Genomic DNA, 21,918 nt, shown 5'->3' with positions numbered 1-21,918 from the left:
TAAATTTAAATATTGCTATAGGTTATAAAGTCTTGATAGGCAGTTGCACGGATAACTGATAGTAAGTAGTTAACTGCTGACTGTCATCGCCTGATACTGTTATTCTAAATACTGTTATTCTAAATACTGTTATTCTAAATACTGTTTTCAAATGCGACTTTTCTAAATACTGATATTCTAAGTGCAGATTTGTACTATCAAACGTTTGAGCGACAGTTATTAGCATTTAACATAAAACGCGAATAACTGTCATTCATAAAGTGAACTATTTAGCCAATTGATCTACTTCAATACCAAGACCACCTGCGATTAACGCTTGCTGCTGCTGCACATGTAGCTTCGCTGAACCTGTTGCAGGAGCTGCACTAGCAGGACGTGCTACTGGCTCAATCAACTTAGCCTTAGTTGGATGTGGCACAACAATACGGAACATATCTGGAGCTAGGTAGTACCAAGCGCCTTGGTTTAATGGCTCTTCTTGTGTCCAAACAATCTCTTTAAGATTGCTATACTTTTCGATCTCATCAACCAAACGCGCTTCTGGTAATGGATACAATTGTTCAATACGCACGATAGCCACATGATCTAGACCCAAAGCACGGCGCTGCTCAAGTAGGTCATAATAGACCTTACCGCCACATAATACTAAACGTGTGACTTTGCTAGCATCTTGCTTATCAATCTCTGGCAAGACAGTCTCAAACTTACCATTGGCTAATTCATTTAGCTCTGAGGTGGCAAGCTTATGACGTAACAAGCTCTTAGGCGACATAACAATCAGAGGCTTACGGATCGGGCGCACCCCTTGGCGACGTAGCGCATGAAATATTTGCGCAGGCGTCGTTGGGGTAATCACTTGCATATTATCTTCAGCACATAGCTGTAAGAAGCGCTCAAGACGTGCTGAAGAATGCTCAGGGCCTTGACCTTCAAAGCCGTGTGGCAATAACATAGTCAAGCCGCAAACGCGCTGCCATTTGGTCTCACCACTAGCGATAAACTGATCGATAACGACTTGCGCGCCATTAACAAAATCACCAAACTGCGCTTCCCAAATAACCACTGCATTAGGAACTGTAGTGGCATACCCATACTCAAAAGCAAGTACCGCCTCTTCTGATAATAGAGAGTTATAAGTAGCGAAACGAGCTTGAGTATCACTGACATGAGCCAATGGCACATACATGCTGCCATCATTGATATTGTATAGCTCGCTATGACGATGTGAGAAAGTACCACGACCGACATCTTCGCCAGTAATACGCACCATAATATCATCGTTGTCGACTAAAGAGGCATAAGCTAAAGTTTCAGCAGCACCCCAGTTCAATGGCTCTTCACCAGTTTGCATTGCTAAGCGCTGTTCAACAACTTTACCTACTTGACGCTGTAACTTATAGCCTTCAGGCATTTCAGCCATTTTGCGACCATAAGATTTTAATTTTTCGATATCGACGCTTGTATCCCAATCATCTTGTAATTCATGACCTAGATAAGGTTTCCAATCGACAAACAGCTCTTCACTTGGCTCAAACACTAATGAATTAACGACGTATTCACCACGATCCAATGACTCACGATACTCATCTTCGTATTCAACTGCTTCAGCTTCACTAATAACGCCTGCCTCGACTAGCTTTTGCACATATATTGTACGAGTAGTGTCTAACTTTTTTATCACTGCATACATAAGTGGCTGAGTCGCTGATGGCTCATCAGCTTCGTTATGACCGTTACGACGATAGCAGAACAAGTCGAGAATAATATCTTTACCGAACTCATGACGATAATCTAATGCCAACTGCGCAGCAAATACCACTGATTCTGGATCATCGCCATTAACATGTAAAATAGGTGCATGCACCATTTTTGCAACATCAGTACAATACTCTGTTGAGCGCGCGTCTTCTTGACGGCTGGTTGTGAAGCCAACTTGGTTGTTGATCACAATATGTACCGTGCCACCTGTAGTATAGGCACGGGTTTGTGACATCTGGAAGGTCTCTTGTACCACACCTTGACCAGCAAAAGCAGCATCACCATGGACGACAATAGGTAATACTAGATTGCCATCGGTATCGTTACGGCGAACTTGACGCGCACGTACTGAACCTTCTAATACTGGCGATACAATCTCAAGATGCGAGGGATTAAAGGCCAAGGCTAAATGTGCCTCGCCACCCGGCGTCATCACATTTGATGAGTAACCATTATGGTATTTGACGTCGCCTGAGCCTTTTTCTGGTTGTACTTTACCATCGAATTCATCAAATAAATCAGCTGGATTTTTACCTAAAACGTTTATCAATAAATTAAGACGACCGCGATGCGCCATACCGATAACCATCTCTTTAGTACCGTAGCTGCCAGCACGTTGGATGATCTCATTAACGGCAGGTATAAAGCTCTCACCACCTTCTAGACCAAAACGTTTTACGCCCGTATATTTACGAGCCAAATACTTCTCTAAACCCTCAGCAGCTGTCAAGCTCTCAAGAATAGCTAAGCGCTTTTCTTTATCAAAATCAATATGACCTAAATTGCTCTCTAAGTACTTTTCCATCCAGCGCTTTTCGGTACTGCTAGTGACATGCATATACTCAGTGCCAATGTAACGGCAATAAACACGCTCCATGACCTCAATGATCTCACGTAATGGCGCTTCAGACTTACCGATATTTAAGTCACTGGTAGGATAAATAGTATCTAAATCTGATTCTGCTAGACCATGATAAGCCAAGCTTAAATCTTCAACCTCAGGGCGAGGATGCAAACCTAAAGGATCAAGCTGAGCGCGGCGATGACCACGGCGACGATAAGCAGAAATGAGTTGTTGTACACCCATCTGTTTAGGGTCAGCACAGTTTGCCGAATCAACGTTACTATTGGTGTTAGAGGCAGCAGATCTCTTATTCGCCGTTTGGTTACGTGCTAATAAAAGATACTGATCTTGAATGGCATTATGATGAGCGTCATTTGGCGATTGATACTGTTTAAAGTAGTTTTGCCATTCTGTATCGACACTAGTAGGGTCGGTTAAGAACTGCTCATAAAGGGCTTCAATATAATGGGCGTTATCAGCGGCGAGTTCAGTGTGTCCTGAATCATTTGCTTGTTTGGTTATACTATTCATAATAATCGTCTATTTGATAGATAAATGAATGAAATTGTGCTTATTGTTGTGTGATCCGTCATATGCTAGGCACTTTGACAGGTGGCGTAGCCATTAGAAAAAATTAGTAGGAATGTAATTGTTTATCAGCGCTATGCTATCAATTACCTGAATAGCTATCACGGATGATAGACACATAAGGCCTGCTATTAAATGCTAGTAATCATCAATTATGAACGTACAGTCTTATCTTCAACCTCGTCACACAAAACTGATTGCTATATACTAAAAATAGCCAATAGATATAATATATTTGATCATTATAAACGTAGAGCATTAAAACGTAAATGCCCTAGTATCATGACTTCAATACTTAGTCACTTGCAATCGATAGTTAGGATATTCAGCTAGCCGACAGAACAGCTATTTTCTGCTGTAAGATTCTTCCTTGACTAATATACGCTATCTGTATGCTAAACATATACTGCTGCACAGAATAACATGCAAAAATTGCCTGACATAGTTTGTTTGTTCAATACTAGATATTTAAGTAATAAATATCTAGTATTTTCCGTATTTAACGAACTGACACTATGATAGCATTTTTATTTGACTATTTTTATAGCTATTCGATAAATACTAATTTTATTTATTGAAACTAGTCATGCGTTTAGCCAATTGTTATCAGGTAAGATAGATAGTAAAGGGTATTACGTATAAGAAGTCTGTTTTTTACAGCCTTCTCACACAGTTTGATTATAAAATTACAATCTGATAGATAACAATCATATTTAGCTGTCTATTTTAATGCTGTTAACTAAGATAAGTAGCTCAATATTAAAAACAAAATATTGGCGTAAAAAAACACCGTCAATATTTTTGACGGTGCCCTTTATATCGCTATTAACAAAAAATTAACCAGCTTGATCAATCAACATCACACGTAAATGACCAATCGCTTTGGTTGGATTTAGACCTTTGGGACAGACTGATACACAGTTCATAATACCGCGGCAGCGAAACAAGCTAAATGGATCGTCTAAACGAGCCAAGCGTGCTTGAGTATCACCATCACGGCTATCAGCGACAAAGCGATAAGCATGCAGCAATGCTGATGGACCTAGGAACTTATCAGGGTTCCACCAGAATGATGGGCAGCTGGTTGAACAGCAAGCACATAGGATGCATTCATACAAACCATTAAGTTTTTCACGCTGTTCAGGCGACTGTAAGCGCTCTGTTGGCGGTGCTGGTTGGTCATTAATTAAATACGGATGTACTTTTTCATATTGCTCGTAAAATTGGTTCATATCAACGACCAAATCACGAACGACTGGAAGGCCAGGCAACGGACGAACCGTTACTTTTTCTGGCAAAGTATTCATGTTAACTAAACATGCTAAACCATTTTTGCCATTGATGTTTACGCCATCAGAGCCACAGATGCCTTCACGACAAGAGCGACGGAAGGTCAGTGTTTCATCTTCCTTTTTTAGGCGTAATAACACGTCAAGCAACATACGATCTGAGTCTAACAACTCAATTGTATAAGTTTGCATGCGTGGCGCTGCGTCCAGATCAGGATCGTAGCGATAGACTTCGATGGTGCGAGTACCTCGGCTCATAATGCTAAACTCCACACGTAGGTGATGGCGGGCATACAAAGATTGCAACAGGATTACGCTAACTATTAATCCGTACTGATAAACGATATCAAATATCGATTAATAGTATGTTAGCGTTGGCAAGTGCATGTAGCTGGCGGTCACCTTCTTAATAAATTAATAAAGGATAAAACATTAACGCTGCTGCTGTATATCAGGCACAACATCTAAGATTAATAGACGCGAACTTTTGGCTCGATATAATCGACCGTCAATGGAACTTTGCGAACTGGCTTATAAATGATTTTATTACCTTCAGAATACCATAAGGTATGCTTCATCCAGTCATGGTCGTTACGGCCGTTTGGCGCATAATCGTCATCTTCAGGACGATCATAATCAGCAACACTATGAGCGCCGCGACTTTCATGGCGCATCGCTGCTGATATCATCGTCGCTTTGGCCACTTCATACAAGTTGGCAACTTCGAAAGCTTCAATACGCGCAGTGTTAAAGACTTGTGACTTATCAGCCAAATGAATTTGGTCGATTTTGTCGCCTAGCGCTAGAATTTTCTCAACGCCTTCGTCCATCATTGCTTGAGTACGGAATACGCTGGCATGCAGTTGCATGGTGCTGCGAATCTCGTCAGCCACTTCTTGAGCATTGTACCCTTCAGTAGACTGTTGCAACTTGTCTAAACGGCGCACAGTATAATCAAGGACACGAGGATCAAGCGGCTTGTAGTTATGGTCAGCGTGATGGAATTCATCAACGATATGCTTACCAGCAGCACGGCCAAATACCAATAAATCAAGTAGTGAGTTCGTGCCTAGACGGTTGGCACCATGGACACTGACACAAGCGCATTCGCCAATGGCATAAAGACCTTTAACAATAGTACCTTTCGTGTATAGACCTTCTTCATCCGTACCCGCTTCTAGATCAGGCGTGATTACTTGACCATGAATCGTTGTCGGAATACCACCCATCATATAGTGAATGGTTGGGATAACTGGAATAGGCTCTTTAGTGATATCTACGTTGGCAAAGTTTTTACCAATCTCGAATACTGATGGTAGGCGCTTCATGATGGTTTCAACACCCAAATGCGTCATATCCATAACGATATGGTCAGCATTAGGACCACAACCACGGCCTTCTTTGATCTCTTGATCCATAGAGCGTGATACGAGATCACGTGGTGCCAAGTCTTTTACAGTTGGCGCGTAACGCTCCATGAATGCTTCGCCATCTTTATTACGTAAGATAGCGCCCTCTCCACGGCAACCTTCGGTCAACAGTACGCCTGCACCATGAACGCCCGTTGGGTGGAACTGCCAGAATTCCATATCTTGTAATGGAATACCTGCACGTACCGCCATGCCAATACCGTCACCAGTATTGATATAAGCATTGGTGGAAGCCGCAAAGATACGGCCTGCACCACCTGTCGCTAGGACAGTAATCGGTGATTGGAATACAGCAATAGTACCGGTTTCTTGCTCAAGTGCGATGACGCCGTTAATGTTACCCGCTTCATCTTTGATCAAATCAAGCGCAATCCACTCGATGAAAAACTCAGTACCTTGCTCTAGGTTTTTTTGATATAGCGTATGTAGTAGTGCGTGACCTGTACGGTCAGCAGCAGCACAAGCACGTTGCACGGCTTTTTCGCCATAGTTAGACGTATGACCACCAAACGGACGCTGATAAATCGTGCCATCTTCGTTACGGTCAAATGGCATGCCCATGTGTTCAAGCTCATAGACGACTTTTGGCGCTTCACGGCACATATATTCGATAGCGTCTTGATCGCCTAACCAATCTGATCCTTTGACAGTGTCATAAAAGTGAAAGTGCCAGTTATCATTGCTCATGTTGCCCAAGCTTGCACCGATACCACCCTGAGCCGCAACTGTGTGCGAACGCGTCGGGAATACTTTGGTAAGGACTGCAACCTTCATACCTGCTTGAGCCAAATGTAGTGAAGCACGCATACCTGAGCCGCCACCACCAACGATGACCGCATCGTAGTTTAGAGTCTTAATATTACTAATGGTATTATCTTGTCTAGTTGCCATTACAGTGTTCCTAATGCTTATTAATACTCACAGATTAAATACAAGGATAATTTATCAAATGGTTATTTGGTATTTACTATATCAATAGCGCTGATTATTTCATAGACATCATAACCATAAGTATTGCAAATCAATAGACTCTATACCCTAAGGTTTAAATAATCTATTTTACAATTCAATAGATAATAATAAAGTTATCTACTCTATATGGTTACGCATGACCCTTATTTAAACAGCAATAACGCCAAAACCTGTACCCCAAAAAATCATAATACCCCAAAACACATAAACTAAAATAGCAGCGACCATCAAAGCTTGGAGTATTAAACGCATACTGCCTGACTTAACATAATCAGTAAGGACAGTCCACAAACCAACCCAAGCATGACCTGCCAGTGCGACAATAGCGACTAAACTAAACAGGCGCATTGGTAAACTGGTCATAAATGCTGACCACTCCACAAAGGTCACGTTACCATGGGTCAAAAAGAAGACTAGCAAAGTGATACTATACAAAGCCAGTACCATAGCGCCAAAGCGTTGCACGATCCAATCACGTGTTCCTGAGCCTGTTAAACCCGTGGCACTTTTAACTCCTGAATCATTTTTAATCATTAGAACATCACCCATACAAATGACGCGGCAATCAAGATCGCAGCGATAACAAAGCTGACAACAGCAGCGGTGCGGCCAGATTTTAGTTCTTCATTCATACCCATATCCGCAAATAAATGCTTCATACCCATCACAAAATGATAAGCAATGGCAGCTACAAAGACCCAAGCTACAAAACGCACAAGAATATTGTCAAATACCGTCTCAAAACTCACAGGCGATGCCAGTGAAGTTTGCAGAAGCCAAAGCATGACAGGAATGAGTAAAAATAGAATAATGCCAGAAACGCGATGCAGAATTGATGCAATCGCAATGGGTGATTTTGCATTAACGCTAATCACTTGGCTCAAAGGAAGATCTATAGGTCGGTTGCTTTTCAAAGCGGGCATCCTTTTGCAGTTATATCCAGTAGTTGCTTATGGTTTGCTAATCGTCAAGCAAACACACTTAACACCACATAGAACGAATAAATAAGGAAGAGCTAGCTGACTTTACTAATTTTATGTAAACGAACACTATCATTAATCTATAATAACTCTCTAATTTTTATTTAACTAATTCTTAGCCAAATACTATATTCATAAGAACAATGTTTATCAAAAAATTCTAAAGCCAACGATTTGACAATTACCCACCAAACTAAAAACGTTTGTCAAAATATCTCATTAGCTTTAATCATGGCTTGATATAATGGCATGCTTCAACGCAAAAAAGATAACTTTTTGGTCATCTTTATTAAGTATCGCTAAAAGCTCATCACTGTAATACCATATGAATACAGCTAACATACAACAAGTAAATCGTTGCGAAAACAGTAGACTAACCTATCAATAGTAACAAAATATAGACTAATCTACCTAATTATCAATTAGCTAAAATAAACGATGTGGTTAAAATAGATAAAGTTAATTTGCATAAAATTAACAGCAGCCAAATTATGTCAATTATAAAATGCTTAGCTTTTAAATACAAATTTATCGCGTGAATAGCGGTTATAGCTTCTATAACCATCAATAGTCAAAATTTTGCGATATTTCAGCTTGCCCTTGTCTATACGTTTGCTATAGATTGTTACTCAAAAGATACGCTATATTTTACTGTTACCTAGATACCGTCTATGTTGACTACACTAATAGTTAAATGAGCTGCAAAGTTTCTACTGAAAATCATGCTATTTTATTAAGGTAATGATAACTATTCAGCAAATAGCCAGCAATACAAAACCGTTAAATTTACTTATTAGACATATTTTGATACAAAAATTAGTCGTTATAAAGCCCATTGAACCCCGTGAATGGGACGGTTTACTAAGAAAACTCTTTTCAAATTGCCTCTCTTTACTGCTAATATAGCCTGATTAGCTAAATTTATTTGTTTAATGAGCAATGATGTGAAGTAATGTGATAAATAAACGTTGATAGTCTTTAACTTTAACAATTTAAAACCAATGGAGAGAACTATGGCTGATAATAAAGCTAATAACAGTGCCACACTGAGTGTAGACGGTAAGGAATACCAGCTCCCTATTATAAGAGGGACTTTAGGGCGTCCAGTTTTGAGCATTTCTGCTTTGCAAGAGGCAAACTTTTGGTCTTATGACCCAGGCTTTATGTTCACAGCTCCTGTCGAATCAAAAATTACTTTTATCGACGGCGGTAAAGGTGAGCTACTACATCGCGGCTACCCTATCGATCAATTGGCAAACAATGCTGAATATTTAGAAGTGGCTTATGCATTGATTCATGGCGATTTACCGAACGCTGAGCAAAAAGCAGACTTCTTTGAAAAAATCCGTAAGCATACAGGTGTTCATGATCAGCTGCGTAAATTCTTTGAAGGCTTCCGCCGTGACGCCCATCCAATGGCTATTATGGTTGGTGTGGTTGGTGCTTTATCCGCGTTCTATCATGAAGATCTAGACATCAGCAATGAAGATCATCGTGAAATCACTGCTATTCGTTTGATTGCCAAAATGCCAACGCTTGCTGCGATGAGTTATAAATACTCGCAAGGCGAACCGTTCATGTATCCACGTAATGACTTTAGCTATGCTGAAAACTTCTTGTACATGATGTTTGCTACTCCTGCCGATGTAGACTATAAAACAAACGATGTCATCACTCGCGCAATGGACAAAATCTTTACATTGCACGCTGATCATGAGCAAAATGCCTCAACCTCTACCGTACGTTTAGCTGGCTCTACTGGTGCAAACCCGTATGCTTGTATCGCAGCTGGTATTGCGGCACTTTGGGGTCCATCACATGGCGGCGCTAATGAAGCGGTGCTTGACATGTTAGATGAGATCGGCACCGTTGAGAACGTTCCTGCATTTATGGAAAAAGTGAAGAGCCGTGAAGTGAAGCTGATGGGCTTTGGCCACCGTGTTTACAAAAACTTTGATCCACGTGCGCAAGTGCTAAAAGAAGCTTCTGACGAAGTGTTAGAAGCTTTAGGTATCAATGATCCTAAACTTGAACTGGCCATGGAGCTTGAGCGTATCGCGCTTGAAGATCCGTTCTTCATTGAACGCAATCTATATCCAAACGTTGATTTCTACTCTGGCATTATTCTAAAAGCCATCGGTATTCCAACGTCAATGTTTACGGTTATCTTCTCGCTAGCGCGTACTTCTGGCTGGATCAGTCATTGGCTTGAGATGCACAGTGCACCGTTTAAGATCGGTCGTCCGCGTCAGTTATATACAGGTGAGACGAAGCGCGATTTTGTAAAAGTCGAAGATCGCAAGTAATAACCTTTTAAATGACCTTAATTGAAGACAATGAAAATCCCGCCATGTGCGGGATTTTTATTGTCTTATGAATAGCAATTATTAACTTTAGGTTAGGTAAATTATTGCATATCGCTAGCGCGGGTTGGATTTTATTACTGAAACTCTTTTAGCGTTTGCTCATATTTAGCAATTTGCTCGTCATAGCCTGCAATCGTTTCATTAAACTTTGTCATTAGACCTTCGAACTCTTGCTGCTGAGTCTCCCTCATTTGCTGCATATCTAATAGCTGCTGCGCTTCTATCTGTTGTGCGACTTGATAGCGCACTATTAGTCGCGCTAGTGCTGGGCTCTTTATATTCACACGCTTAGCAATCTCTTCGTGCTCAAATAACTCTGGTATCAAAGTGCTGATATTGATCAAAGTATCTATATTCTCCGCGCTTAGCTCTGAGCTGACTGGCTGATACAACGCCTTCATTGCTTGCTGATAGCGCTTAATTGTCTGCTGCTGAGTTAATACCTTAGGCTTTTGCGGCTCTATACTCATACGCTTGAGCACTTCTACATCGCGCTCGCCCACCTCCGTACTTGTATTGATAGCTGTGTCGGCTTCTATATCGTCTTCTGTAATATCAGCATCCGGTGCTAATGGTATCGCAGGCTCATCGATAGCAGACTGGCTATTAGGAAGCGTGGTGGCAAGGGCACTGTCCAAAGTCGTTGGTGTGGTCAATAGACTGTCCTCACTATCTGCGACATCAGCCGATTCAAAAGCTTCATATTCTGTCTGCAGACGCTGCTGAAGCCGCTGCATCTCAACAACATACAAAGGCTCAAACTGCTCAATACGAGCCTTAGCAGAATCACTTTGCACCGCCTTTTTGGTTTCTTCGATATCTAGCGGTTCACTGACTTGACTGTCCTGATCTACTTCTGGGGCAGATTGCTGCTGACAAGCTGACAATAATAACGCTCCTGTTAATAACGCTGCTTTCAATAAAGTACTAGTCAGCATGGCTATTGGTAATCTTGTCGCTTTAACTATCACAGAGTCACTCCTACTCTAATGCTTAAGTTAGCAAAACACCTAAGTTAGCAAAAACTTAGGGTAACTAATGGCGTGTGCCTACATCTTGTCGCAAACAGCCATTCATGATAAGTAATCATATCAAACACAAATTTAAACGCACACAGAATTTAAAGTTTTTGAAATAAAAGTTAGTATAGCTTTTTTTTATTGTTTTGTTTGAACTTATAAGTTTGTTTAAAATGATAAATACGCTTCTTCGAGATAATTAGACCAATTTTCAAATAGGCAGTTTTATTATTAAACTAAGTCAACGGGTTTGGTTTGTAAAAAAGGTATACAGGCCTCAAAAGCTTGGCAATCTTGACCTAAATGACGGTGTATAAAATAGTCTTGTACCATCCGCGCCTGCTGCTCAATACCATAATTAAAAAACGGCTTGCCAGCTTGCAGCACATAGCTATAGCGACGGCTAATCAATGCGCCGCGCACGACTTTAAGGCCGCGTTGTAATTGCCAAACATGGGTCAACTCATGAATCAGCCAGCTTTGCTTACCAATGCCAGTATCCATAAAGTCATTAATCCAGTCTGCTGGATGAAAATAAATGTGACCATTGGGGCTAACGGCATAATTTTTGAGCACCCACCACGCTGTTTTAAGCTGTATCTCACTAGTATCTAAGCTATCACCAAATACTGAGTACGCCAAATCGATTTCACCAATGGTTAAGGGGCGAGAGTGCGGTTTTGCAACAAGCGCCTGCCATTGCTGCTTAAATACTGAGGTAAGAGAAAAACGTGGCATCATGATGATCCTCCTTTTGTTAAATCAGCTAGAGTGAAATCAGATAAAGCTCTGCAAATTGAGCCTAGAGCCTTGCGACTTGTGAATATTCAATGTGCCCTAATATCTATTAAATACTAAATGTACCATACCCAATTAATCATACTGAACTAATTAAGTATTGAGAGTTTTATGTCTGCATCTTTTCATGCTGATACGCCACTGGCTCAGCGTATGCGACCGATGACGCTACAAGCCATTATCGGGCAGGAGCATCTCCTATCGACAGGTGCTCCCCTGCAACGCTTAGTTGAGCGCCATCATTTGCCATCGATTATTTTGCATGGTGAAGCAGGTATTGGCAAGACGACGATAGCTATGCTCTTAGCAGAGGCTGTCGGTCGGCCCTTTCATGCTTTGTCAGCATTAAATACTGGCGTCAAACAATTACGCGAAGTATTGGATACTAAAGATTCACTGAGCTTTGAGTCGCCCGTTGTCTTTATTGATGAAATTCACAGGTTCAATAAGGCGCAGCAAGATGCTTTGCTCGGCGCGGTTGAGGCAGGTGATATTACGCTAATCGGTGCCACTACTGAAAACCCCTCATTTAGCGTCAATAATGCTTTGTTATCCCGCTGCCAAGTGTATCGATTAGAGCCGTTAAATGCTGGGCAAATTGCGTTGGTTTTAGAGCGTGCTATTGCGACGGATAAGATATTAAAGACGCTTAAAATAGACTTGCAGGCGACAGAGTTTATCACCCAACTGGCACATGGCGATGCGAGAAAGGCGCTGAACTTATTAGAGCTAGCGGTTCAGACGGCTGATGCTAAGCAGTCTCCGATCATTATTGATGATGCACTGGTCGGTCGGGTAGCACAGACAGCCCTGGTACGTTACGACAAAGATGGTGAGCAGCATTACGACATCATCTCAGCCATGATTAAATCTGTCCGTGGCTCAGACCCCGATGCGGCCTTATACTGGATGGCTCGGATGCTAGTGGGTGGTGAGCCTGCTGACTTTATTGCGCGGCGCTTGGTCATCCTAGCCAGTGAAGATATCGGTAATGCCAACCCCAACGCCCTACTCCTTGCGGATGCAGCACTACGTAGTGTGCAATCCATTGGTATGCCTGAGGCACGTCTAATTTTAGGGCAAGTGGTGGTTTATCTGGCGACCAGTGCCAAAAGCAATAGCACGTATAAAGCGATTAATGCGGCGATGGCGTTGGCAGAAAAAGATGCCTCGCCAGTACCGCTACACCTGCGTAATGGCGTGACCAAACTGATGCGTAGTCAAGGCTATGGTCAGGATTATGTCTATCCTCACGATTATCCCAACCATTATTATCCGCAGTCTTATTTACCAGACAACTTAATCGGCACACGCTTTTATGAGTTTGCAGACAATCAGCGCGAACAACACAGCAAGCAGTTTATGGATTGGCTGAAAAACCAAGCAGCAAGTAACGACTAATCACGCATAACAGGGTTCAGCTCATTATGTGACATGCGCTTTACTGCATAAATAATAGCAGTCATTGATAATACTGATGACTATCTTTGACATACTGAACGATATAGTGGGAAGATGACGCAGCACGTTGCGATGAAAAGCGTTAAAATGCCCTCATAATGATATATAAGCCATTGAGTGAGTCATTTTTTATTGAATGACATTACTAATGGCTCGCTTTGCTTGACCGTAACAGCGCTTTGTATTATCTGCTGCTACAATAGTGAGTAATACTTTATATTCCAAATCACACCTATCTACAAATAATAAAATATTGAGATTTACTATGAGTTTAAATACGATTCCTGAGATTATCGAAGACATTCGTGCTGGAAAGATGGTCGTCTTGATGGATGATGAAGACCGTGAAAACGAAGGTGATATCATCATGGCAGCGACCCATGTGCGCCCTGAAGATATTAACTTCATGATCACCCACGCACGTGGCTTAGTCTGTCTAACCATCTCGCAAGCTCGTGCGCATCAGCTGTCTTTGCCACTAATGTCTGAACGTAACGAAGCGAAATTCAGCACCAACTTTACCGTATCCATTGAAGCAGCTGAAGGTGTCACGACTGGTATTTCTGCTGCCGATCGCGCTCGTACGATTCAAGCAGCGGTTTCTGCTACTGCTAAAGCTGAAGATATTGTACAGCCTGGGCATATTTTCCCTATCATCGCACAAGATGGTGGCGTATTGCATCGTGCGGGTCATACAGAAGCCGGTTGTGACTTGTCACGCTTAGCAGGTCTTGAGCCAGCATCTGTGCTAGTCGAAATCATCAACGCTGATGGTACGATGGCACGCCGCGATGATCTAGAAATATTTGCCAAAGAGCATGATCTAAAAATAGGTACGATTGCTGATCTTATCAACTATCGTATTGCCAATGAGCAAACCGTAGAAGAAGTAGAATCGCATCCTTTTGAAACTGAACATGGTACGTTCACCCTGCATCGCTTCCGCGAGTTTGGTGCTGATGAGACTCATTTAGCGTTAGTCAAAGGCGATGTCAGCGAAGGCGTCAGTACGGTACGTGTTCATGGCTTCCATCCATTACGTGATTTGTTTGCGGCCAAAAATGACATGACTGGCCGTAGTGGCTGGAGCGTACAAGCGGCATTAAAAGAAATTAGCGCCTCAGATCGTGGTGTATTGGTTTGGATTGGTAGTAACCAACCGGTTGATTTAGGAGATGCGCTAAATAAAGCCGCAGATAATGAATCACAATCAACACTCACTCAACAGCCGTATCGTAGCGTCGGTGTGGGTGCGCAGATTTTGCGTCATTTAGGAGTACGTGATATGCGTTTGCTCTCTTCACCTATGAAATTCTATGCGTTATCAGGGTTTGATCTCAATGTAGTCGACTTTGTGAATGCGCCTAAGTAGGACTAGCTATTCAACTTTAGATTGAGACAAAACTAAAAAACACGCTAATAAAAGTTAGCGTGTTTTTTTATAAATACTCATATGTGGATACTTATATTAGGTCTAAGGCTTATTTTATTGGCTCTACACTTCTGGTATATGCCCAAATTTTTGCTCTAATGTGAGTAGCCTCTCACGCTCTGCTTCTATCCAAGGAAGTTTTTTGGTTCCTGAGCTATCCATACGCACGATGACCGCTTCAGCATTAGCAACGATTGCTTGTTGCTCACCGCTATAGTAGGTATATTCTATGACAATGCTAGTGTTGCCTAAGCGCTGACAGCGCACACCTATCAATAACGTATCGGGATAAGTAACAGGGCGCAAATACTGACAGTTTGAGTGCGCCAACATTGTCACCATACTGCCATCAAACATCCCTAATGCTTGCAAATAGGCGATACGCGCAGACTCTGCATAACGATAGTAGACTACGTTATTCAAATGATTAAATGCATCCATCTCTCCCCATTGTATAGACTGGCGATGGATTACAGCATAGCTTGCCAGCTCATCAGGTATCACTTGATCTTTATCAAAGGTATTGCTCATAAAATGCTCAGTTATAAGGTACTCAGTCATACATTACCTATATCACGGGTTAATTTGATTGTTAGGCTGTTCTAATACCTGAGCGGTCACTAAAGGTATAGGCGTCGGTGTATTAGCTAATAGCTGATCTAGCCACACTATAACCTCTGTAATATTGTTTGGCGCAGGCATATTTTCCAAGCGATTTGTAGCTAAACCATCTGTCTCTAAGCGATCCGCTTGGTTGGGTTTTTTGCTAGTATCTTTGGCTTTAGGCTTTATGGTAGTCAGCGTTTGTAGTTGAGTACGTGCCTGATTCAGATAGCTTATGAGCTGATCTTGCTCGCGCATATTGCTGGCTTGAATCGCTAAGTTCAGCGTCATAATGACTTCATGAATAGTCAACTGCTGCCGAGTCAACAAAGTATTTTGACTAAGTGTTTTATTGCTTTGAGCTTTATTATTGTCAGCTATAATTTTTGAACTTACACGCTCATGGCTATGCAAAAATTCCTGAATATCTTGAATAGCAAGATTTTGTAGCTGCCAAGGACTAGGCTGAGCACTTAGCGCTTGCAAGTGTTCGATATCTTCTTGCAGAGATTTTTGGATCACTACAGTCAACGCAGGCGCAATCTCATTACTATTTTGTGATAGCTGCCATTGTAACCCGCTTAACAATTTAACAGCGGCTTTGATGTTGTTATTAGCCAGTAAGCTATCTGTCGCTTGAACCTGAATACGCAGTAAATCGAGCTGATTTTGCGCTTGACTACCAACCGCTCTTTCAGATTTTGGTAGCACTGGTTGAGTATTCGCAAATAGGCGATCATCAATATCATTTAGGCGAGTCACTATCTGCTCATTACTTTGAAAGCGCTCATTCACTTGGTTCTGAAACCGTTGCTGACTGATGTACAACCACGCTAAAGCTATTATTAATATTAAAATAAGCAGCCACTGCAAACGCAATAATAACTGATTAGCCTGTTTACGTTGCTGTATAGCCGTTGGTGTTTTGGAAGGTTCAGGTTCGGTTGACATAGTAGACCTATTAATAATAAAGCTAAATCAGCTGAAATGATGGTAAAACCTATATTTACAGCATGTTGTCTTTAATGATGCTAGCAATAGTAATCGGTGATAGATCCTCTACCCGTAGATAATCAAGCTGTAGCTCAGCTAGCATATCCGCTAGGCGCACCCCTAATACCACATAACTATAATCTTTCAGTGAAGGAATAGCCCTGCTCTCAAAGACAGTCTCAGTGACGGCAACATCATTATTTTGTTGAACAAATATGGCTTGTTTAACAATGCTTTGCCAATTCTCAAAAGCGCTACCACTACTGATGATCACAATAGGTTTCGATCGTTTATCTAACGACTCATCTTGCATCTTAGACAGTCTATAAAAGTCTTGTGCCCAGCGCTGATAATTGCTCAATGCATTATCTGGCAACACGCGCTCGTACCAAGCGATACTATCGATATGTACCCCTCGCGCTTGCAAATTATCGACCAGAAAGCGTCGTCCGCCCAAACCTCTCCAAACGAGTAGCTTGTCGCCCGCTTGTAATTGTTCAACTTCTGGCATAGCAAGCATACCTTCATTGTTAGCAACAGTAGGCTGGAGCACTTCATAGCTAGCAGTCGATAGCTGCGCTTGCTGAAGTACTTGTGCCGTCGCCGACCCTACCGCAATGAGATGACTAGGCGCCATGAGCGAACTTGGTGATAAGCTGAGTTCTAAATCGCTCTCAGCATCTTTAGCTATAGTCGAAGTATTGTTATGATTTGACTGATTATCACCTTGTTCATTTGCTTGTCGTGCCAGTGTTTGCCACAAAGCTAATCCTGAGGCGGCCGCCGTAGGGCTAACCATAACTAACGCTTTATAATCACCTGCCAGCCAAGCTCGCATAATAGTGATATCATCTTCTGTGATAGCTCTTGATTGCAGAGCTAGCATCGGTATGCTAACCACATCAAAACCAGCTTCTTGCAAATACTCAGTCAAAGGAGCAGCGCGCTCTACTGGTCGAGTGTTAATAACCGTTGGCTTAAATAAATCTGACGTCAATAAATTATTCATAAAGATATTGTTTATATAAATACTATTTATATAGATACTATTTATAAAAGTATCACCACTTCATACAGATATTATTTATAAAAGTACCACCACTCAAAACGCTGCACAAGTCATCAAGATTAGGCTCTATTCATCAGATTGATAAATCGCTGCTAGAATAGTGCCAGCACCATTGTCTAATAATAGCGTCGCGACATCGATGCCCAACTGATTGGCCTGCGCCTCTTTATCACTTTGACTGCCTGATAAGGTAATGCGTTTTTCAAACTTTAACAGTTGACTACCGTCCTCAGTGCCCACTCGTCCACGTAGCCACAAGCTATCGCCACTATCATTATTACCATGGGCGTCATTGTTAGCATTACTGTCATCTTGGAGCACTGCGAAAGCGGCGATAGGAACTTGGCAGCCCCCTTGCAGGTGTCGATTCAAAGCACGTTCAGCAATCAGACGAATGCGTGCTTTGTCATCATTTAAAGGCGCTAATAATTGTAAAATCTGCGCGTCATCAGTGCGGCACTCTATCGCAAGCGCCCCTTGACCAACCGCTGGCAGGCAAGTATCAATATCCAATTCACTACGAATACGCGCGTCCAGCTCTATGCGCTGCAAGCCACTAGTCGCCAAAATGATAGCATCGTATTCGCCAGCGTCAAGCTTGCCTAAACGCGTACCTACATTACCACGTAAGGTTTTGATCTGCAGATCAGGGCGATACGCTTTTATCTGGCATTGACGACGTAGGCTTGCCGTACCGACCACTGCACCTTGTGGCAACTCATCGATAGTAGAATAAGTGTTAGAGACAAAAGCATCCGTTGGGGAAGCACGTTTGCAGTATACGCCTAGCATGAGACCCTCAGGCAGCTGCATCGGTACATCTTTTAGCGAATGCACGGCGATATCTGCCTCTCTTGAAAACAGCGCTTGCTCAAGCTCTTTGACAAATAATCCTTTACCGCCAATTTTTGCCAAGGGGGTATCCAAAATTTTGTCACCCTTAGTGACAATTTTTAGTAAGTTGATAGTCAGTTCGGGATAAAGTGCCAATAATCGGTCACGAATATACTCAGCTTGCCATAGAGCCAATGGGCTTTGACGGGTAGCAATATTTAGGGTAGTTAGCGCTAATGGTGAATTGGTACTCATTATAGACCTCAGTAGAATAAATGCTATTTATCATAAAAGTAGACTAGTGATAAAACAACAAGCAAATAGTTATCAAGTTTGGCCATGTAAAGACAAACAAGGACGCAAAAAAACACCCCTATTTAACCATAAATAAGGGCTGGATGATATGAATGACTATGGCAATCGCTTGATAAAGCATATGCTCTAAACTACATACTTTGGATTTTCTCTCTTAACGCTGGCAGGTGGCGACGACTTACCGCTAGATTCTCCTCAATGCCTTTAAAGCGGACTTGATACTGTCCTGTATCGATTGTTTCTAGATAATCTAAAAAGCTCAAATTGATAATAGCATTGCGATGAACGCGAAACAGTCGCTCGCCAAACTCTTGCTCAAGCTCTTTTAAGGTGTCATCTATAAGCACAATACCGTCTTTATGTCGAACTTTGACATACTTTTGATCCGCCGTAAAATAATAGATATCTTGTAGCTTAATGAGCTCAACGCCTCGATGAGTGCGCGCGGCGATATGCTCACGAATAGGACGTGCCGTAGGGTCTTCAAGCTTACGCATCTCATTGAGCTGTGCGGCATTTAGATTTTTGGCGTTACGGAGCGCTTCTAGCAGCTCATCCCTATTAGCAGGTTTTAATAAATAACCGATAGCATGAGATTTAAAAGCGGCGATAGCATAATGATCATAAGCAGTCACAAATATAATAGCTGGCGGATGTTGCAGCTCATTCAATATCTGAGCGCACCGCACACCATCCATCTCAGGCATACGGATATCTAATAAGATGACATCAGGTTGCTGCTCTTTTACAGCCATGATCGCTTCTGCACCTGTTTTTGCTTGTGCAATCACGTGGTGCCCTGAATCTTGTACGATTCTGACCAAACGTTCACGAGCCAAAGGCTCATCGTCACAAACTACAATCCTCATTTACACTCCCCGATAGCTACCCACTCTACTAAAAACTAAAAAATTATACTATAAACACATTGGTGAAAACTATTTCAAATTCTTGTTCACGTTATATCCATATTTATATAATTATTTATAACATATAGACGCCTAGTAAACAGTAATGACAACAATAACACTTATCTTGTAGCTTCAAATAAATACAGACAAATACTTAAAGCTATTAACTATACCTATAATCACTATAAAAATATTCTAATGATTTATAGTCTAAACGTTCTGCATAAACATCGTTTGATATGAGTAATACTGCAAGATATATACCAAAAAAGATGAATGTAATCACTTTTGATAAAATAAAACCTTAAATTCCAACATCTTGCAAAGGATAATCAATGACAGTAACGACTTGCCGACTGGTTACTTCACTTTTTATAAAAGAATTTTCGCCAAAATAAGCTCTTAGGCGTTCAGTTTGAGTGTTGAAGTCCATATAATCGATAATAAAGAGCGCTGGTAGTATAGCAATTATATTTTGTACAGTATGGCTAAGATAAAAAATAATAAAATCTGTCTAAGTTGCCAATTCATGGCGGCTCATCACGGTGATGAACAGCGACCAAAAGCAGATATACAGCAGCCATTGCCAAACGCTCATCACTTTCATAAGTTTTGGAATAAAAAACTCTAGACGCTCAACTAGTAAGGCCACCTCATCATTTGCTATACTTAACTCCTTATTCTTCTGACTTGTCTTGTACCGATATGAACGCCAACTCTTCAAACCCTAGTAGCTCCATAAATTTTGAGCAAAATAACAGCTTACTTGCATCCGATTCTAGCACAGATGCTTCTAACACCAACACGGTTGAGCAAAGCCGTCAAGGACAGCAAATGTGGGGTGGGCGCTTTAGCGAGGCTACCGATAGCTTCGTTGCCGCTTTTACTGCCTCCGTTGGTTTTGATCAACGCTTTGCTCGCCACGATATCGAAGGCTCTATTGCCCACGCTACGATGCTTGGTGAATGCGACATTCTCACCAAAAGCGAAGTGGCGACTATTATTGATGGTCTAGAGCAAGTACTGAGCGAAATTGAGCTGGGCGAGTTTGACTGGTCAATCGCGCTTGAAGATGTGCACATGAACGTCGAATCGCGCTTAACCGATATCATCGGTGCCGTCGGTAAAAAACTACACACAGGTCGTAGTCGTAACGATCAAGTGGCTACTGACATTCGTCTTTGGTTACGGGAAGAAGTCGATAATATTATAGCCCTATTGGTTCGTTTGCAGAGCGGCTTGCTCAATCTCGCTGAGCAGCATACGGATACGATTATGCCAGGCTTTACCCATTTGCAGACCGCGCAGCCTGTCAGCTTTGGTCATCATGTGATGGCATGGTTTGAGATGCTCTATCGTGATACTGAGCGCCTAGTTGACGCCCGTCGTCGTATCAATCAGTTACCACTTGGTAGCGCCGCTCTTGCAGGGACGACTTTTCCGATCGACCGTACTATTACTGCTGAATTGTTAGGTTTTGAAGGTATCTGCCAAAATTCTTTAGACGCAGTATCAGATCGTGATTTTGCGATTGAATTTACCTCCGCGGCTTCCATTCTAATGATGCATCTGTCACGCATGAGCGAAGAGATTATCCTATGGATGTCAGCGCAATTTAACTTTGTACAGATACCAGATCGCTTCTGTACCGGCTCATCAATCATGCCGCAAAAGAAAAACCCTGATGTGCCAGAGCTGGTACGCGGCAAAGCGGCTCGAGTATTTGGGCAGCTAATGACGCTCCTAAGCTTAATGAAAAGCCAGCCACTCGCTTATAATAAAGACAATCAAGAAGACAAAGAGCCACTATTTGATTGTGTTGATACGCTAACAGGCTCGCTACTAGCTTTTGCCGATATGCTGCCGAATATCACGCCCAATAAAGAAAATATGCGTGCTGCTACGATGAAGGGCTATGCGACGGCGACCGATTTGGCGGATTACTTGGTCCGTAATGGTGTGGCATTTCGTGATGCTCATGAGGTAGTTGGCAATGCCGTTGCTTTGGGTATCAAAGAAGGCGTCGACTTGAGCGACTTGTCATTGGCGCAGTTGCAACAATTTAGTGACGCCATTGGCGATGATGTGTTTGAATATTTAACTTTAGAAGGTTCACTGGCTGCCCGTGATCACTTAGGTGGCACCGCCCCTAATCAAGTTAAGCAAGCGGTTGCTCGTGGGCGCACTCGTTTAGAGATTTTTGCTTAAATGGTTTTATACAAGTTTATTAATTTATAGTAAATCACACCCGCTATT

At 42.0% G+C, this 21,918-nt stretch carries 16 protein-coding genes; 4 read left to right on the top strand and 12 right to left on the bottom strand.

Annotation, left to right across the window (positions count from 1 at the left end):
- Positions 1 to 265: 265 nt before the first annotated feature.
- The 5 genes from Q9G97_RS00670 to sdhC all read right to left on the bottom strand — a co-directional run bounded on the left by Q9G97_RS00670 (position 266) and on the right by sdhC (position 7,804).
- Positions 266 to 3,133, bottom strand: a complete 2,868-nt coding sequence (locus tag Q9G97_RS00670) for a 2-oxoglutarate dehydrogenase E1 component (RefSeq protein WP_305899320.1) — start codon at positions 3,131 to 3,133, stop codon at positions 266 to 268.
- An 893-nt stretch (positions 3,134 to 4,026) separates the two neighbouring features.
- Positions 4,027 to 4,737 (bottom strand): succinate dehydrogenase iron-sulfur subunit, encoded by a 711-nt coding sequence (locus Q9G97_RS00665; protein WP_305899319.1) that lies wholly within the window; start codon positions 4,735 to 4,737, stop codon positions 4,027 to 4,029.
- 212 nt (positions 4,738 to 4,949) lie between these two features.
- Complete coding sequence (sdhA, locus tag Q9G97_RS00660) at positions 4,950 to 6,800, bottom strand: succinate dehydrogenase flavoprotein subunit (protein WP_305899318.1); 1,851 nt, start codon at positions 6,798 to 6,800, stop codon at positions 4,950 to 4,952.
- Positions 6,801 to 7,028: 228 nt separating this feature from the next.
- Positions 7,029 to 7,412 carry a succinate dehydrogenase, hydrophobic membrane anchor protein gene (gene sdhD, locus Q9G97_RS00655; RefSeq protein ID WP_305900237.1) on the bottom strand — a complete coding sequence of 128 codons (384 nt, stop codon included), beginning with the start codon at positions 7,410 to 7,412 and terminating at the stop codon, positions 7,029 to 7,031.
- Positions 7,413 to 7,414: 2 nt separating this feature from the next.
- Positions 7,415 to 7,804: a succinate dehydrogenase, cytochrome b556 subunit gene (sdhC, locus tag Q9G97_RS00650; RefSeq protein ID WP_201570944.1), complete on the bottom strand. Its 390-nt coding sequence runs from the start codon at positions 7,802 to 7,804 to the stop codon at positions 7,415 to 7,417.
- A 1,070-nt stretch (positions 7,805 to 8,874) separates the two neighbouring features.
- On the opposite strand from sdhC, the gene gltA reads away from it, so the two are divergent.
- Positions 8,875 to 10,167 (top strand): citrate synthase, encoded by a 1,293-nt coding sequence (gltA, locus tag Q9G97_RS00645; protein ID WP_305899317.1) that lies wholly within the window; start codon positions 8,875 to 8,877, stop codon positions 10,165 to 10,167.
- A gap of 134 nt (positions 10,168 to 10,301) precedes the next feature.
- Here gltA and Q9G97_RS00640 read toward each other — a convergent pair whose 3' ends face one another.
- Positions 10,302 to 11,198: a hypothetical protein gene (locus tag Q9G97_RS00640; protein ID WP_201570942.1), complete on the bottom strand. Its 897-nt coding sequence runs from the start codon at positions 11,196 to 11,198 to the stop codon at positions 10,302 to 10,304.
- Between the two features lie 279 nt (positions 11,199 to 11,477).
- On the bottom strand, positions 11,478 to 11,987 hold the full coding sequence (locus tag Q9G97_RS00635) for a type IV secretion protein Rhs (RefSeq protein ID WP_305899316.1): 510 nt from the start codon (positions 11,985 to 11,987) through the stop codon (positions 11,478 to 11,480).
- 168 nt (positions 11,988 to 12,155) lie between these two features.
- On the opposite strand from Q9G97_RS00635, the gene Q9G97_RS00630 reads away from it, so the two are divergent.
- Entirely contained in the window at positions 12,156 to 13,445 is a 1,290-nt protein-coding gene (locus Q9G97_RS00630) for a replication-associated recombination protein A (protein ID WP_305899315.1), read from the top strand.
- Between the two features lie 325 nt (positions 13,446 to 13,770).
- Positions 13,771 to 14,877 carry a bifunctional 3,4-dihydroxy-2-butanone-4-phosphate synthase/GTP cyclohydrolase II gene (gene ribBA / locus Q9G97_RS00625; protein ID WP_305899314.1) on the top strand — a complete coding sequence of 369 codons (1,107 nt, stop codon included), beginning with the start codon at positions 13,771 to 13,773 and terminating at the stop codon, positions 14,875 to 14,877.
- A gap of 123 nt (positions 14,878 to 15,000) precedes the next feature.
- Here the strand turns inward: ribBA and Q9G97_RS00620 are convergent, their stop codons facing one another.
- The 5 genes from Q9G97_RS00620 to Q9G97_RS00600 all read right to left on the bottom strand — a co-directional run bounded on the left by Q9G97_RS00620 (position 15,001) and on the right by Q9G97_RS00600 (position 19,620).
- Entirely contained in the window at positions 15,001 to 15,468 is a 468-nt protein-coding gene (locus Q9G97_RS00620; RefSeq protein WP_305899313.1) for a thioesterase family protein, read from the bottom strand.
- Positions 15,469 to 15,510: 42 nt separating this feature from the next.
- On the bottom strand, positions 15,511 to 16,491 hold the full coding sequence (locus tag Q9G97_RS00615; protein ID WP_305899312.1) for a hypothetical protein: 981 nt from the start codon (positions 16,489 to 16,491) through the stop codon (positions 15,511 to 15,513).
- 55 nt (positions 16,492 to 16,546) lie between these two features.
- The gene (locus Q9G97_RS00610) at positions 16,547 to 17,542 is read right to left on the bottom strand and encodes a uroporphyrinogen-III synthase (protein ID WP_305899311.1); all 996 of its coding nucleotides are present in this window, start codon (positions 17,540 to 17,542) and stop codon (positions 16,547 to 16,549) included.
- Positions 17,543 to 17,668: 126 nt separating this feature from the next.
- On the bottom strand, positions 17,669 to 18,691 hold the full coding sequence (gene hemC, locus Q9G97_RS00605; RefSeq protein ID WP_305899310.1) for a hydroxymethylbilane synthase: 1,023 nt from the start codon (positions 18,689 to 18,691) through the stop codon (positions 17,669 to 17,671).
- A gap of 191 nt (positions 18,692 to 18,882) precedes the next feature.
- Positions 18,883 to 19,620: a LytTR family DNA-binding domain-containing protein gene (locus Q9G97_RS00600; RefSeq protein WP_305899309.1), complete on the bottom strand. Its 738-nt coding sequence runs from the start codon at positions 19,618 to 19,620 to the stop codon at positions 18,883 to 18,885.
- An 876-nt stretch (positions 19,621 to 20,496) separates the two neighbouring features.
- Here Q9G97_RS00600 and argH point away from each other — a divergent pair.
- Positions 20,497 to 21,870 carry an argininosuccinate lyase gene (gene argH, locus Q9G97_RS00595; protein ID WP_305900236.1) on the top strand — a complete coding sequence of 458 codons (1,374 nt, stop codon included), beginning with the start codon at positions 20,497 to 20,499 and terminating at the stop codon, positions 21,868 to 21,870.
- Positions 21,871 to 21,918 lie beyond the last annotated feature (48 nt).

Source organism: Psychrobacter sp. M13, assembly GCF_030718935.1.
Taxonomy (GTDB): domain Bacteria; phylum Pseudomonadota; class Gammaproteobacteria; order Pseudomonadales; family Moraxellaceae; genus Psychrobacter; species Psychrobacter immobilis_G.
Note: the sequence above shows the minus strand (reverse complement) of the source record. Positions and strands in the feature narration are given on the sequence as shown.

Excerpts from the sequence above, each read along its gene's own strand:
- hemC (WP_305899310.1), bottom strand. The coding sequence starts at position 18,691 with ATGAGTACCAATTCACCATTAGCGCTAACTACCCTAAATATTGCTACC.
- Q9G97_RS00665 (WP_305899319.1), bottom strand. The coding sequence starts at position 4,737 with ATGAGCCGAGGTACTCGCACCATCGAAGTCTATCGCTACGATCCTGAT.
- Q9G97_RS00620 (WP_305899313.1), bottom strand. The coding sequence starts at position 15,468 with ATGAGCAATACCTTTGATAAAGATCAAGTGATACCTGATGAGCTGGCA.
- ribBA (WP_305899314.1), top strand. The coding sequence starts at position 13,771 with ATGAGTTTAAATACGATTCCTGAGATTATCGAAGACATTCGTGCTGGA.
- Q9G97_RS00670 (WP_305899320.1), bottom strand. The coding sequence starts at position 3,133 with ATGAATAGTATAACCAAACAAGCAAATGATTCAGGACACACTGAACTC.
- gltA (WP_305899317.1), top strand. The coding sequence starts at position 8,875 with ATGGCTGATAATAAAGCTAATAACAGTGCCACACTGAGTGTAGACGGT.
- Q9G97_RS00630 (WP_305899315.1), top strand. The coding sequence starts at position 12,156 with ATGTCTGCATCTTTTCATGCTGATACGCCACTGGCTCAGCGTATGCGA.
- argH (WP_305900236.1), top strand. The coding sequence starts at position 20,497 with ATGTGGGGTGGGCGCTTTAGCGAGGCTACCGATAGCTTCGTTGCCGCT.
- sdhA (WP_305899318.1), bottom strand. The coding sequence starts at position 6,800 with ATGGCAACTAGACAAGATAATACCATTAGTAATATTAAGACTCTAAAC.
- Q9G97_RS00610 (WP_305899311.1), bottom strand. The coding sequence starts at position 17,542 with ATGAATAATTTATTGACGTCAGATTTATTTAAGCCAACGGTTATTAAC.
- Q9G97_RS00635 (WP_305899316.1), bottom strand. The coding sequence starts at position 11,987 with ATGATGCCACGTTTTTCTCTTACCTCAGTATTTAAGCAGCAATGGCAG.
- Q9G97_RS00615 (WP_305899312.1), bottom strand. The coding sequence starts at position 16,491 with ATGTCAACCGAACCTGAACCTTCCAAAACACCAACGGCTATACAGCAA.
- Q9G97_RS00600 (WP_305899309.1), bottom strand. The coding sequence starts at position 19,620 with ATGAGGATTGTAGTTTGTGACGATGAGCCTTTGGCTCGTGAACGTTTG.
- sdhC (WP_201570944.1), bottom strand. The coding sequence starts at position 7,804 with ATGCCCGCTTTGAAAAGCAACCGACCTATAGATCTTCCTTTGAGCCAA.